The following is a 14,362-nucleotide window of genomic DNA, read 5'->3' as shown; positions in this document are numbered from 1 at the left end:
CATGACGTGCGCGATTCGCCTGATCCAGGCCGACGACCTCGACGCCTGGCAGCGCGTCCTCCTCGTCCTCGGCCTGCCGGCCGGAGGAAAGGAGGAGACGAGGACGGAGATCGATCCACCGATCATGGTGGTGCCCAATCGTGCCGCGGCCGAGCAGTGGCGCCGCACGCTGGAGCAACGTCTTCTCGCCGAGCGGTGGACGCCGCCGCTCGCGCTGCAGGACGCGCTCGATCATCACGTCGCGCCCGGCCCCCACGCCGCCATCGCGATGCCGCGCCTGCTGACGCGCGACGACCTGTACGACACATGGCATCGCGCTGCGCGCATCGATGCGCCGCGCCTGTCCCCGCTCACGCGCGAGGTGTTGATGGGCGCCAGTGCCCGGCAGGCGTCGCGCGTGCATCGCCCGCCCTTCCTGCTGCGCCCGGGACTGGTGGCCGAGATGCTGCGCTTGCACGACCAGGTGGCGCGTCTCGGGCACGATCCCTCGACCTGGCTCGAGGAGGCCGCGGTCAGGCTCGAGGACGAAGCGCCCTCCGATCGTGGCGCCGAACGCCTGCTGCTGCAGACACGGTTCCTGCGCGAGGCGTGCCGGGTCTTCGACGCGCGTGTGGCGGCGCTCGACAGCATGGATGAGCGCGCGCTTCACGCGGCCCTGCGAGGATCGGTCCGTCCGTGGTGCCTGCCGCACATGGTCGTCAGCGTCGCCGATCACCATGCCGAGCCGCAGGGGCTCTGGCCCGTGGACTTCGAGTTGCTGGCGCAGGCGCCCGGCCTCCAGCGCCTGGACATCGTCGCCACGCGTCGCGTCGGCGAGGACCTGTTCGCGCGGCTGCGGCGTCTCTGGCCGAACGCGACCGAGGTGCGGGTGCCACGGCAGCGGCCGGCGGAGACACGGCTCGAGGTCGATTGCGCCGATCGCCGCTGGATCGGCAGCCGCGATCGAGACGAGGAAGTGCTGTCTTACGCACGGCGAGTCAAGGCGCTGCGACCAGCGGACGCCTCCGTCACGGCGCTCGTCTATCGCCGCCCCCTGCCCTATCTCTACGCCGCGCAGTTCCTGTTCGAGTCGGCGGGCATCCCGTACCAGTCTGCCGGCACGCTGCCGCTGGCTGCGGAGCCGTGGGCCGCCGGCCTGGATCTGCTGATGGACGCCGCCCTCTCCGGCTTCACGCGGGCGGCGCTCGTGACCGTGCTGCGCTCGCCCCACGTCCTGGTGCGCCTCGAGGACGGCACGCCTGTGCAGGCTGGCGACATCGCCGCCTTCGATGCCTGGCTGGCTCGGCAGCGGTACCTGGGCTCGCTCGATCAACTCGATCACCTGCGGGCATTGCCGGCGGCCGCGCCGCCGCGCGAAGGCGCCGACCCGTCGACCCGCCACGCCGACCAATGGCGGCAGGATCGCGCCGCCAGGGCCGTCGCCGATGCCGTGCGTCCGTGGCTCGAACGGCTCGAACCGTTGCAGGGTGCCGCTCCAGGCGCCGAACACGTGCGCGCACTTCGCGAGGCGTGGCGAGCCTGCGAGCGTCTGCCGCTCGAAGGCGACCCGCATGCGAGCCGCACGCGCCGCACGCGTGCCGCGCTGGACCTGCTGCTCGATCAGCTCGAGCGTGCGCTGGACACTCATGACGCCACACCGGTGCCGGCGAGGGATTCCTGCATCCTCGTGCGTCGGTGGATCGAGGAGCGCACCTTTGCCCTGCCGCGCGACGACGAAGGCGTGCATCTCGTCGATGCCGATGCCGCGCCGTACGGCCGCTTCGATCACGCGCGCATCGTCGGACTGCTCGAGGGCGAATGGCCGGCGCCATCCGCTCGCGAGATCTTCTATCCCGCGTTCATGCTGCAACGGCTCGGATGGCCCGAAGAACGGACGCGCACTGCCGCATTGCGGGCCCGCTTCGCCGATCTGCTGACGCTGCCGGCGATCGCGGTCGGCGTCTCCGTCCCCGAACTCGATCAGGACGCCGTCGTCCGGCCCTCGTCGCTGCTCGACGAGTTGGAGGTATTCGGCGCCGATGCCCTGATCGCCATCCCGTCGGACGAGCGAGAACTCCCGGTGACGCGCGAGGACGCCCTGCTGGCCACGCCTGCCGTGCCGTCGGCGACCGTCCTCGGCGCCGAGGCGCGGGACTGGGCGGCGTGGCGGCTCTCGCTCCCGCCGCGCACAGACGCGGGACAGACGTCGCCAATGGTGGGCGAGCGCTACAGCGTCACGGCCGTCGAAACGTACCTGCAGTGCCCCTTCCAGTACTTTGCCGGGCGAGTGCTCGGCCTGAAGGAAGAAGCCGACGACGAACCCGGTATGCCGGCGCGCGACGCGGGCCTGCTGCTGCACGACGTCCTGCACGACTGCTTCCAGGCGTGGCGGGAGCGCGGACACGTGGCGATACGTCCCGATGATCTTCCCGAGGCGCGTGCCGTCTTCGCGGCGGTGGCCGAGCGGGCACTGCGCGCGCTGCCGGCCGCCGATCGGGCCGTCGAGCGCGTCCGCCTGTTCGGGTCGGCTGTCGCGACGGGCGTGCTCGAGAAAATGCTGCGGGTGGAGGCTGAACTCTTCGGCGACGTGGTGCGTCGCGGCCTGGAGCACCCGATCGACCAGCACGTCACCCTGCCGGCGGCCGATGGCACACGCACGGTGCACCTGCGAGGGCGCATCGACCGCGTCGACTGGACCGGCGACGGCCGTGTACGCGTGATCGACTACAAGACCGGCCGGCGGCCGACCCAGGCCCTGCAGCCAGGCGTCTACGCGCATGCCGTCGTGCAGCAGGAGCGTGCATCCGGTCGTCACGTGGGCATCGCTCCGAGCGGATTCGTCGCGTTCCGCGAGGACGTGCCGTGGGTGCAGGCCCTCGCCGATCAGGAGGGCGCCGACGAGCACGCGCGCGCCTTCGTGGAGGCCGTCGATCGCATCGAAGCCGGCGTATTCCCGGTGAAGCCGCACAACCCGTTCCGCTGCCAGTTCTGCGACTACGCCGCCGTCTGCCGGAAGGATTACGTCGGCGATGAATGAGGCGCCGGTGATCCCCGTCGACCAGGCGGCGCGCACGTACGCGACCGACCCGTCCCATCACGTGGTGCTCGAGGCCTCGGCCGGCACGGGCAAGACCCGCGTGCTGGTGGACCGCTACCTGGCCCTGCTCGCGGCCGGCGTGGATCCCCGGCACGTCCTCGCCATCACCTTCACGCGCAAGGCCGCGGCCGAGATGCGCGATCGCATCGTCACCGACCTGCAGGTCCGCCATCCCGGCGTATGGCACGCCCTGCGCGATCGCGCCGACGAGATCGCGGTGTCGACGATCGACGCCTTCTGCTTCTCGCTGTTGCGCGAGTTTCCGCTCGAGGCGGGCCTCGATCCCGGCTTCACGCTGGCCGACGAGACCGAAGTCGCACGCCTCGTGGAGATGTCGCTCGATCGCACGTTGCGCGACTGCCGCGATCGCGCGCCGTTCGATGAAGCGATTCGCCTCGTGCTGGCGCAGATGACGCTGCCGAGACTGGCCGAGGGCCTGCGGGCCCTGCTCGAGCGCCGGTTCGTCGCGCCGGCGGCGCTGCGGAGGTATCTCGGTCGACAGCTGCGGCAGGTGCGCTCGGAAGCCGCGTCCGCGGAGCGTGCGCGCCAGGACTTGCGACGGCAGCTCGAGGCGGTGCCCGGTGGCCTTGCCGCATGGCTGGCGACAGGCCCGGCCGACTCCGACCTCTGGACCCTGTTCCGCCTCGACATGACGCGTCTTGTCGCAACAGCGGTCGAGGCGCCGATGAGCCCGGCAGAGGTGCGCGCCGCTCTCGACGGTCTCTCCCGCTGGGTGCTGACGCGAGACGGCACACCGCGCAAGAGGCCGGTCGCCAGCAGGGCGGAGTTCATCACCGCGGCGGCCTTCGACGCACATCGCGCCGGGTTACCGAGCGTCGCCGATGCGGTGCGGGCGGCGCGACGCGGGTTCGAGGCATCGCTCAACGTGCTGCTCGCGCGCGGCATCCGCCGCGTCTTCCGGCTCGCGCACCGGCGGTATCTCCAGACGCTCGTGATGCACGATGCGCTCGACTTCTCCGAGGTGCTGGCGCGGGCCGTGCTGCTGCTCGGGCAGATGGACGAGTTCTCGCGCAGCCGCTTCCGACTGGAGGCGCGCTATCAGCACGTCCTCGTCGACGAGTTCCAGGACACGAGCCGCCTGCAGTGGCAGCTCGTCGCCTCGCTCGTGCAGTCCTGGGGCGAGGGACTCGGGCTCGGGCACGAGGGCCCGCTGCCGCCGTCGCTGTTCCTGGTCGGCGATCGCAAGCAGTCGATCTATCGCTTCCGTGACGCCGACGTCGGACTGCTCGACGAAGCGGTCGCGTTCGTGCAGGGGATGGGCGGCACCGGGCCCGTGCGCCAGGCGATCTCGCAGAGCTTTCGATCGCACCCCGACCTGCTGGCCTTCTCGAACGACGTCGCCGCAGGGATGGTCCATGCCGGCGCCCCGCCGGCGGTGGCGTTCCGCTATGGACCCGACGACCGGTTCCCGCTGCCGTCCGGCCACGTCACGGGCCGGGAGCCCGAGCCGCGACTCGCGCTGGTCGTGGGTGAGGACGTGGAGGCGTGCGCGGCAGGCGTGGCCGCGGAGATCATCCGCGTGCTGGAGGAGGGCCTCGTCACCGATCGTGGCCTCGACGCGCCACGGCGCGCGCGGCCGGGCGACATCGCGATCCTCTTTCGATCGCGCGAGAGCCACCGCGAGGTCGAGCGGGCGCTGTCGGCGCGAGCAATCCCGAGCTACGTCTACAAGGGACTCGGTTTCTACGATGCCGACGAGATCAAGGACCTCGTCGCGCTCATCCGCGTGCTCGCGGCCCCGGAGTCGGACCTGCGTGCAGCAGCGTTGCTCCGATCGGGGTTCGTCGGCCTCTCCGACGAAGCGCTCCGGCGCCTCGCCCCTGACCTCGCCACCCGCCTGACCTTCCCTGGCGAGGCCGACGACGGACTGCCGTCGCGCGACGTCGAGGCGCTGAGGCGATTGCGCGAGGCGTGGCCGGGCTGGCTGGCGCTGGTCGATCGCCTGCCGCCGGCCGACGTGCTCGACCACGTGATCGAATCGTCGGCGTATGCGGTGACGCTGCGCGGCCACCGTCAGCAGCAGGCACGCGAGAACGTCAAGAAATTCCGCGGCCTCGTGCGTCGCATCCAGAATCGCGGCTACGCGACGATGGCGCGCATCGCCGGTCACATCGATCGCGTGTCGGCAGGAGACGAGTCCAATGCCGCCATCGACGCCGCCGACGCGGTCAACCTGATGACGGTGCATGCGTCCAAGGGCCTCGAGTTCCCGATCGTGTTCCTCGTGAACATGACGCGCGGGACCGGCGGCGTGCCACCGCCGCTGCGCGTCGTGGCCGGCGACGGTGGCGATGAGCCCATCGTCGGCATCGCCAGGTACGAACCGGGCGCGACCGAGGCCGAACAGGTGCGCGATCGCGAGGAGAGCAAGCGGCTGATGTACGTCGCCGTGACGCGGGCACGCGAACGCCTGTACCTGAGTGCAGCGGCGCAGAAGCAAGGCCGCATCGTCGCCGGACCAGGCAGCCTGGCGCATGTCTCTCCGGCAGGCCTGGTCCAAGAGATGCAGGCCGCCCTCGAGGGCGCTGCGGAAGTCACCTGGATTGGCGTGGAGCATGTGCACCGCCTGCGCGTGTGCCCACCTGCCGTCGCGATCGCACCGACGACTGCGGAGCCGGAAGCGGTGCCGGTGAGCGACGTGGTGCCGTTGTCGCTGCAACCATTGGTGACGCGTCCGCACATGCAGCGCCGGCGGGTCACCGACCTGGCCGCGGGCAGGCACACCGGCGGACACACCGGGCACGTGCGGCCGCCGATCGACATGGACCTGGTGACGGGTCGAGCGGTGCACCGCTTGCTCGCGAGTGCCGGCGCCGACGACGGCGATGCGACGTTGCGCGCGCGCGTGCTGGCCGATCTGGAACCGGACGAAATGCTCGCCGTCGACGAGGCGACCGACTTCGCGGGTGACGTCGTGGCGCTGGTGCGGGGCGTCTGGCGCGACGTGACGATGCGCCGTGTGCTGGCGTCACCAGCGGCACGCTTCGAGGTCCCGATCGCGTTCCGTCACGAGGAGGCCGGAGTGGAGCACGTGGTGCGGGGCACGGTCGACTGCCTGGTGCCTGACGGCGATCGCCTGCTGGTGCTGGAGTTCAAGACCGGCCAGCCACAGCCGTCACATCGTCGACAACTCGCGCTGTACGTCGACGCCGTCCGCGCCATGGCCCCGGGCACGCCGGTGCACGGCCAACTGGTCTACGCGACGCGAGCGGAAACCAGCCGCCCGATGACGGCGCCACGCCTTCCTTTCGATCCCTGACGCCAGCAGGCCCGCTGCCGCATCGGGCATCAGGCATGAGGCATCAGGCATCAGGCATTACTTGTCAATCCACGCCTGCAACTCCGGTGAGAGATTCTCGATCTGCCCTTCGACCTCCTCGAAGTAGTCGCAATCGGGGCAGCGCCACTCGAGCGCATGGCGCATCGAGGTCTGGGTGGTCCCGGCGATGCGACTGATCTGCTCGACCGGCTCGAGCCGCATCGATTCCGCGCACATCGGGCAATCCTGTCGTTCGGCCACACATGTCTCCTGTCGGTGATATCGGCACGCACGTGACGTGCCTTGACAAGCGACAGAGGCGCTCCCCACACTACGCCTGTGCCGCGCGGCACGCTGCCGGACATGCACGACTACTACCGCATCGCAGAGATCTCGGGCGCCACACGCCGCGCGCCGGCGCGCGCCGTGCCGGCGTGGGCCGTCGTTGCGCACGCGATGCCGGCATCGGCGCCACGCACGCCGCCTCAGGGCCTCCACCTGGTGCGGGCGCTGGAGCCGGAGCGGCCGGTGGACGGGGCGTTGCGCGACGAGGTCGCACTCGACTTTCCCTCGGGCCAGCAGGCCATCGACCACGCCAGGCGCGATTTCGCCGAAGCGGATGGGCCCGCGGTCCGCCTGCTCGTGGACGTCACGCTCACGCCGCTCGAAGCCCGTCGCAGCAAACGCGTGCCACTGTGCGTGCACGTGCCGGCGCTGTGCGATGCCTGCGGGGGACGCGGTGAGGCGTGGGACGAGCCCTGTGCCGCGTGCGAGGGCGTGGGCACTGCGATCGCGACGCGCTACCTGGTCGTGCGCGTGCCGGCCAACACCGTGAATGGCACGACCCTGCGCTACCGGCTGGCGCTGCCGTACGGTCCGCTGGTGCGCCTCGACGTGCGACTCGCCGTCCGGTGACGCGCATCCTGCTGCACGTCCAGTTGCTCGGCCGCCTCTATGTGGTCGCCGGGTGGCTCGCGTCCCTTGCTGCGATCTCGCTCGTGCTGCTCGGCATCGGCGCGGTCAGCCTGACCATGCGCTCCGGCCCGGAGGTCGCGGCCAGCCTCGCGGCGGCCATCTTCTTTGCCTGCGCGGCCATCGCGCTCGTGTGGGGTGGCGTGCTCCTCGGCGTCGGGTGGGCGCTGCCGCAGCACCAGCCCTGGGCGCGGCCCGCCGCACTGATTCTCGCCATCGTCAATGTCTTCGTGATTCCGTTTGGCACGGCGTTGTCGGCCTACGCCTTCTGGGTGCTGCTGCAGGAAGCAGGCAAGCGGATGTTCGAGCGGCCGCAACCCGACCGTTCGGGAGTATGATGCCGCGTCCTTGCGGGTTCGCCGTTCGTCGTCTCCCGCCCACGCGTTGATGTGAAGAAGGAGCGCAGCACGCATGAACACGGTTGCCGAGAAGTCGTCCACGGGCCTTGACGCCAACATCGCCGCCGCCCTCACCTACATCCCGATCGTCGCGATCGTGTTCCTGGTGATCGAGAAGAGCAGCAGGCTCGTCAAGTTCCATGCCGTGCAATCCCTCGGCCTGCTGGTCGCGTGGATGGCCACCTGGTTCGTCCTCGGGATCATCGGCATGATCCCCGTCCTCGGATGGGCCACGTTGCTGCTGTGGCCGCTCGTCGCCATCGCCATGTTCGTCGTCTGGCTGATCGCCCTCCTGAAAGCGTTCAAGGGCGAATGGTGGAAACTGCCCGTCATCGGCAACATCGCCGAACAGCAGAGCGCCAACCTCTAGATCCGCAGCGTGCAGTCCCCGGCCGCCTCCGCCAAGAGGATCCGGCGCCCAAGGCGCCGGTTGTCGGCCCTCCCGGCGAAGAATCAACGGGGCGCGACCGGGACCCACTCGTCGCGCTCCGCGCCGTTTGACGGCGCCTGATTGAGGCGGCCTTGCGTCCCTGGCCTTTGGTCTGACCAATTCGCGGCATTCCCGGCATCGCAGCAGCGCGGCATTTCGTAGAATCCCCTTGTGAGCCTTCCCTCCGTTGCCCAGGTCCTCGACGCGCTGCGCGTGGTGCAGGACCCCGATCTGCGTCGCGACATCGTGTCGCTCGATTTCGTCAAGCACGTCGTCATCGGGGACGACGGGCGCGTGGCGTTCGCCATCGAACTCACGACCCCGGCCTGTCCGGTCAAGGACCTGCTCAAGGAGCAGGCGCACCAGGCCGTGGCCGCGCTCGACGGCGTGACGGCCGTGGACATCGAGATGACATCGAGCGTTCGCAGCAGTGGCGCGGTGCCCGGGCAGCGCCAGGCGTTGCCCGGCGTGAAGAACATCATCGCGGTAGGCGCCGGCAAGGGTGGCGTGGGCAAGACCACGATGGCGGTCAACCTGGCGCTGGCATTGTCGCTGCGCGGCAGCCGCGTCGGCCTGCTCGATGCCGATATCTACGGCCCCAATGTGCCGATCATGCTCGGCGTGCAGGCGCCGCTCGAGACCGATGGCCAGAAGATCGTGCCGATCGAGAAGCACGGGCTGTGGACCGTGTCGATGGGTTTCATGGCGGGCGATTCCGATCCGGTCATCTGGCGAGGTCCGATGCTGCACGGCGTGCTCCGGCAGTTCCTGCAGGAGGTCGCGTGGCCCGCGCTCGACTACCTGATCGTGGACATGCCGCCGGGCACGGGCGACGTGGCGCTCAGCCTCAGCCAGCACACCGCCGTGACCGGTGCCGTGGTCGTGACCACGCCGCAGACCGTCTCGGTGGCCGACTCGCGGCGCGCCATCAACATGTACCGAAAGCTCAACATCCCGGTGCTTGGCGTCATCGAGAACATGAGCTACTTCGCCTGCCCGTCCTGCCGCCACGAGACCGACCTGTTCGGCCGCGGCGGCGGGCGACGGCTTGCCGAGGAACTGAACGTGCCGTTCCTCGGCGCCGTACCTGTGGCCGAGCCGGTTCGATCCGGCGGTGACATCGGCATGCCGATCGTGCTGAGCGCGCCCGACCATGTTGTCGCCCAGGCCATCAACAGCGCTGCGGAGCAGGTGGCGGCCCAGGTGTCGATTCGCGCGTTCCGGACCATTCCGCTCACCCCGGTGTCCTGACAGGAGAACGAGATGTTGAAGACCTTTCTGGCGGCCCTGACCTTCGCGGTAGCGACGGCCACCTTGTCCACGGCTGCTGAGCCGCGTGCGTCCCATCCCGCATCGACGATGGGTGCGGACTTCGTCGCGGACGTGGTCGGTCCCTACCTCGCCATCCAGTCCGCGCTCGTCAACGACGAACTGGGGCCGGTCACTGCTGCCGCGAAGTCGCTGCAGAAGGGCGCCGCCGCGCTTGGTACCGATGGGAAGGCATTGGCCGCCGCGGCCGCCAAGGCCGCCGACGCCGGGAGCCTCGAGGCCGCTCGCGCAGCGTTCGGCGATCTCAGCACCGCGCTGATCGCCTACGCGGACAACACGAAGCAGCCGATCGAAGGCAAAATCGTCGCGTTCTGCCCGATGGTCAACAAGTCCTGGGTGCAGGCCGACGGCGCCATCGCCAACCCGTATTACGGCAAGGCGATGCGCACCTGCGGCAACAGCACGCGCAAGCTCTCGACGACTCGCTGATGCACATTCCCTTCACGCACCGCACGCTCGGCAACGGCCTCGACGTCATCGTCCACGAGGACCACGACCTGCCGATCGTGGCGGTGAACCTGTGGTACCACGTCGGTTCCAAGAACGAGCGGCGTGGCCGCACCGGGTTCGCGCATCTGTTCGAGCACCTGATGTTCGAGGGCTCGGCGCACCACGACCACGGCTATTTCGCGCCGTTGCAGCGTGCCGGCGCGTCACTCAACGGCTCGACGAGCGCTGACCGCACCAATTACTGGGAGGTCGTGCCCAACGGCGCCCTGGACCTGGCGCTCTGGCTCGAGTCCGACCGCATGGGGCATCTGCTGCCCGCGCTCACCCAGGCCAAGTTCGACAACCAGCGCGACGTGGTGCTCAACGAACGGCGCCAGAACTACGAGAACCGGCCATACGGCCTTGCCGGCATCGCGGTCGCCGACGCGCTCTACGATCTCGATCATCCGTACAGTTGGCCGACGATCGGCTACCCGGAGGACCTGCGGGCCGCGTCGCTCGACGACGTGCACGAGTTCTTCCGGACGTACTACCACCCGCGTAACGCCTCGCTCGTGCTCGCGGGCGACATCACGGCCGATCGGGCGTTCGACCTCGCCGAGCGGTACTTCGGCGACCTTGCTGCGGGACCGGACGTACCGCCCGTACGGTCCGGCGTGCCGGCGCTCGCAGCCAACCTGCGACTCCACCTCGAGGATCGCGTCGAGCTGCCGCGCCTGTACCTGGCGTGGCATTCGCCGGCGTTGTTCGATGCCGGTGATGCCGAACTCGACCTGCTCGCCGATATCCTCGGCGGCGGCAAGACCAGCCGCCTCTATCACGCCCTCGTCGTCGAGCAGCAGATCGCCACCGAAGTCACGGCGGTGCAGTACTCGCGCGAGCTGTGCGGCATGTTCCAGGTGGTAGCCACCGCCGCACCCGGCGTGACGCTCGACAGCCTTGCCGATGCCGTGCATGCGTGCCTCGCGGACGTACGCCAGACGCCTGTAGGCCAGGAGGAACTGCGCCGCAGCCAGGTGCAGGCCGAGGCACACTTCATCTATCGCCTGCAGACGATCGGTGGCTTTTCCGGCAAGTCCGATCAGCTCAACGCGTACAACGTGTACCGCGACGACCCCGGGTACGTGAGCGAGGACCTCGCGCGCTACGGGCGCGCCACACCCGCCGAAATTCAGCAGGTGACGTCGGACTGGCTGTCGCGTCCGTTCGTGGCACTCGGGATGACGCCGACCGGGCAGCGCACGCTCGGACTCGTCGACGCGACCCAGGCGGTGGTGGCATGAGCGTGGACCGCCGCACGCTGCCCGTGCCGGAGCCGCCGCCGGGAATCCGGTTCCCGGAACTCGCGCGCAGCGAGCTCGCACGTGGCCTGCAGCTGCTGACGGTTGAGCGACGTGAGCTCCCGCTCGTCAGCCTGCTGTGGCTGTGGCACGCAGGCACGGCGTCCGATCGCGACGAGACCCCGGGCCTGGCCGCGCTGACGGCGGACCTGCTCGATGAAGGCACCGCATCGCTGACGATGACGGCGCTGCACGAGGCGCTGGCCGGCGTCGGGGGCCAGCTCGACACCGACATCGGACACGATGCCACCGTGCTCTCGATGCTCGCGCTCTCGAGCCATCGCGAACGTGCCATCGAGCTGTTCGTGGACATGGCCGAGCGTCCACGCCTCGACCCGGCCGACACGGCGCGCGTCAAGGGCCTTCGCCTGAATCGCCTGCGCCAGTTGCGCCATTCGGCGTCGGCACTGGCGGATCTGCAGTTCATGCGGCGCCTGTATGGGGCGCACCCGTACGGCAGGCCCGGTATCGGCACCGAATCGTCACTGCAGCGGTTCGGGGTGGACGACGTTCGTGCCTTCCACAAGCGGCTGGGCACCACCCCTGTCACGCTCGTCGTCGTCGGCGACATCTCGCACGATCAGGCCGTCCGGCTCGTCACACGGCACCTGTCCGCAGAGCCTCGCGTCGGCCTTCTCGATCCGCCGGCGCCGACCTCGACCGACGGCAGCCGCCTGCTCTTCGTGCCACGGGATGGCGCGGCGCAGTCCGAGCTGCGGCTCGGTCGGGTGGCCCTGCCTCGCCGTTCGCCCGAATACCACGCAGCCGTGGTGACCAACATGCTGCTCGGCGGCGCATTCGTCAGCCGCATCAACATGAAGCTGCGCGAGGAGAAGGGCGTCACGTACGGCGCGCGCTCGTCGTTCCAGTTCCTTCGCCTGGCCGGGCCGTTCTCCGTCCAGGCCAGCGTCCAGTCCGATGCCACGGCCGAGTCGCTGCGGGATGTGCTCGTGGAACTCGACGCGCTCGGCGGCAGCCGCCCGGTCACCAATGAGGAACTCACCAGTGCCCGCGACGCGCTCACGCGTGGCTACGCGCGCGGCTTCGAGACGGGTGAGCAGGTCGCCCGCGCCGCCGCGCAACTGGCGCTCTACGAGCTCCCCGAAGACACGTTCGACGTCTTTTCGGACCGTATCTCGGCCGTGACGGCCGACGACGTCACCGAGATGGCCCGGCGCTGGCTGCGCAGCGAGGACATGCAGGCCGTCATCGTAGGTGAGCCCGTCGCATCACTTGCGGGCCTGGGTGCGGTGGGGCTCGGCGAGCCGCAACAGCGGCTGGCCGACGACGTGCTCGCCGGAGCCTAGCGGCAGGAAAACAGGAACACAGGACCACAGCAACACAGGAAAGGCGGGAGTCGCAGGATTCTCAGCCGTTCGCGTCTCAGCCGGAGGTGTGACTTCCGACGCGGAGGAGGGGTTACTATCCTTGGGACTGAACCCGGCGCGGCCGGGCTCCGTCTCACCCCTCGTCGTGGAGGGACTACCCCGATGAATCTCGCGAGGACCACGCTCAGCCTCGCGGGCGTCGTACTCGCCATCGCGACGACGCTCGCCGTCGCTACGCTGTGGCTGCTGCTCACCGAACCGGTGACGGTGGCCGACGCCGTGGCCCGTGGCGACGTGTCCCCGCTCGTCTCCGCCCTCGCGGGCGTCCTCGCCAGCGCGGTTCGCGGGTTGCTCGACTATCTCTAGGCTCACGCCTCAGGTCTCAGGCTGTAGGTCTCAAGCTGCCTCAGGCTGCAAGCTGCAGGTCTCAGGCTTCAGGTCTCAGGTCAGTTCTTCCCTGAGACCTGAGACTTGAGACCTGAGACTTGAGACCTGAGACTTGAGTCACGAGCAGACGGCGCGATCTTACAGCGCCCGGACGAGGAACTTCGTCAACCAGTAGCCATCGAGGAACTTGAACGGCGACTTGCCGGTGCTGTAATGCCCGCACGGCAGCACGGCGAGCCGGTGCGGGATGCCGCGATCGCGGAATTCCTGCACGAACGACCGCGACAGCCGCAACGGGAAGGTCAGGTCGTACTGCGCGTACACGAGCAGCGTGCGGATGTGGCGCACGCGTTCGAGGTAGGGCTGCGGGCTGATCGGCGCCCAGATGCGACGGAGCGTGTCGACGTCGACATGCCCGTCGAGGCCCTGGCGCACGTGGCGCGTGGACAGGCCTTCCCAGACGACGTCGGCGAAGAACGGCGAGATGTGATTGAGCGCCATCGCCTTGATTCGCGGCTCATGTGCCGCCGTGAGCATCGAGAGGCACGAACCCAGGCTCGTGCCACAGATGCCGATGGAGGAGTACCCCTGCGCGTGCAGGAAGCCGACGGCACGTCGCGCGTCGAGGACGGCCTGGCGGCACACCTGCAGCGTCCGGCCGACGTTGCTGCTCACGATGTAGTCCGCACGCTGCAGTTCGTGCGGCTTGCGCCAGTCGTGATACGGCTTGCTGAGACGCAGCGCCGTCAAGCCGGCGCGGTTGAACACTTTGCAGAGGCCGACATGGCCGTCGGCATCCGAGTTCCACTGCGGGAGCACCACTACGGCGCGGCCGCGGTCCTCCTTCGCGCGGTACAGGCGCGCGTGCACGATGTTGTTCTCGGCATGCGGCGTCACGATCTCGCTGGGGAAGCGCAGGTGGCCGTGCCGGTCCAGGTCATGGCCGGGAGCGTCGGTACTCGCGAAGAACTGCTCGCTGTGGGTGACGGCCCACGCCGCGTACGCTTCGAGCTTCGCGGCCGGCGACGCCGCCGCGGATCCTGGCATGTCCGGCAGATCATCGAGCCAGTCGAGGCCCCAGTCGAAGTCGCGCACCAGCCGGTCGGTGCCGCGCTTGTGGAGAGCTTCCTCCCAGCGATGGAACGCCCAGCGGATCATCCAGCCAGCGTAGCAGAGAGGGGGGGCCGGCCCGCGGGTAGCCGCCGGACTCCAACAACCAATCTCGCGGGCACGCCCGCCGAGCGCCCGCGAGCGGCCATGCTGGAATGCCGCAATGCGGAAAATGTCGAGAACGCTTGCCAGGTTCGTTGGGGCCGGTGGCGCGTGCGCCATGGACCTCTTGTCCGGCGGTCACGTCCCGGCGGCCAGCTCC

12 protein-coding genes are annotated in these 14,362 nt (G+C 69.6%); 10 read left to right on the top strand and 2 right to left on the bottom strand.

Translation table 11 applies throughout. The features are described 5' to 3' along the window. Position 1: 1 nt before the first annotated feature. Positions 2 to 3,016, top strand: coding sequence for a PD-(D/E)XK nuclease family protein (locus LuPra_RS28540; protein ID WP_110173920.1), 3,015 nt, complete (start codon positions 2 to 4; stop codon positions 3,014 to 3,016). 7 nt (positions 3,017 to 3,023) lie between these two features. Further along, a complete protein-coding gene (locus LuPra_RS28535) occupies positions 3,024 to 6,356 on the top strand; it encodes a UvrD-helicase domain-containing protein (protein ID WP_162472852.1) in 3,333 nt (1,110 codons plus the stop codon). Between the two features lie 57 nt (positions 6,357 to 6,413). Here the strand turns inward: LuPra_RS28535 and LuPra_RS28530 are convergent, their stop codons facing one another. Continuing rightward, positions 6,414 to 6,617, bottom strand: coding sequence for a hypothetical protein (locus tag LuPra_RS28530; protein WP_157899800.1), 204 nt, complete (start codon positions 6,615 to 6,617; stop codon positions 6,414 to 6,416). Positions 6,618 to 6,695: 78 nt separating this feature from the next. Here LuPra_RS28530 and LuPra_RS28525 point away from each other — a divergent pair, with 78 nt between their 5' ends. The 8 genes from LuPra_RS28525 to LuPra_RS28490 all read left to right on the top strand — a co-directional run bounded on the left by LuPra_RS28525 (position 6,696) and on the right by LuPra_RS28490 (position 12,969). Further along, positions 6,696 to 7,271, top strand: a complete 576-nt coding sequence (locus tag LuPra_RS28525) for a hypothetical protein (protein WP_110173917.1) — start codon at positions 6,696 to 6,698, stop codon at positions 7,269 to 7,271. Then, on the top strand, positions 7,268 to 7,666 hold the full coding sequence (locus LuPra_RS28520; protein ID WP_110173916.1) for a hypothetical protein: 399 nt from the start codon (positions 7,268 to 7,270) through the stop codon (positions 7,664 to 7,666). The genes LuPra_RS28525 and LuPra_RS28520 overlap by 4 nt, the downstream gene beginning before the upstream one ends. Positions 7,667 to 7,739: 73 nt before the next feature. Further along, positions 7,740 to 8,096 (top strand): DUF4870 domain-containing protein, encoded by a 357-nt coding sequence (locus LuPra_RS28515; protein ID WP_110173915.1) that lies wholly within the window; start codon positions 7,740 to 7,742, stop codon positions 8,094 to 8,096. A 231-nt stretch (positions 8,097 to 8,327) separates the two neighbouring features. Beyond that, a complete protein-coding gene (locus LuPra_RS28510; RefSeq protein WP_110173914.1) occupies positions 8,328 to 9,407 on the top strand; it encodes an Mrp/NBP35 family ATP-binding protein in 1,080 nt (359 codons plus the stop codon). A gap of 12 nt (positions 9,408 to 9,419) precedes the next feature. Next, entirely contained in the window at positions 9,420 to 9,914 is a 495-nt protein-coding gene (locus tag LuPra_RS28505) for a DUF3347 domain-containing protein (protein ID WP_110173913.1), read from the top strand. Beyond that, on the top strand, positions 9,914 to 11,218 hold the full coding sequence (locus tag LuPra_RS28500; RefSeq protein WP_110173912.1) for a M16 family metallopeptidase: 1,305 nt from the start codon (positions 9,914 to 9,916) through the stop codon (positions 11,216 to 11,218). Before LuPra_RS28505 ends, LuPra_RS28500 begins: the two co-directional genes overlap by 1 nt. Beyond that, on the top strand, positions 11,215 to 12,582 hold the full coding sequence (locus LuPra_RS28495) for a M16 family metallopeptidase (RefSeq protein WP_110173911.1): 1,368 nt from the start codon (positions 11,215 to 11,217) through the stop codon (positions 12,580 to 12,582). Before LuPra_RS28500 ends, LuPra_RS28495 begins: the two co-directional genes overlap by 4 nt. A 183-nt stretch (positions 12,583 to 12,765) precedes the next feature. Beyond that, entirely contained in the window at positions 12,766 to 12,969 is a 204-nt protein-coding gene (locus LuPra_RS28490) for a hypothetical protein (protein WP_110173910.1), read from the top strand. 159 nt (positions 12,970 to 13,128) lie between these two features. On the opposite strand, the gene LuPra_RS28485 is transcribed toward LuPra_RS28490, so the two are convergent. Next, positions 13,129 to 14,148, bottom strand: coding sequence for an alpha/beta hydrolase family protein (locus tag LuPra_RS28485; RefSeq protein ID WP_157899799.1), 1,020 nt, complete (start codon positions 14,146 to 14,148; stop codon positions 13,129 to 13,131). Positions 14,149 to 14,362 lie beyond the last annotated feature (214 nt).

Origin of the sequence: Luteitalea pratensis, from assembly GCF_001618865.1 — a bacterium.
GTDB classification, from domain to species: domain Bacteria; phylum Acidobacteriota; class Vicinamibacteria; order Vicinamibacterales; family Vicinamibacteraceae; genus Luteitalea; species Luteitalea pratensis.
The sequence above is the reverse complement of the archived record's forward strand: the minus strand, read 5'-3'. Positions and strand labels throughout refer to the sequence as shown.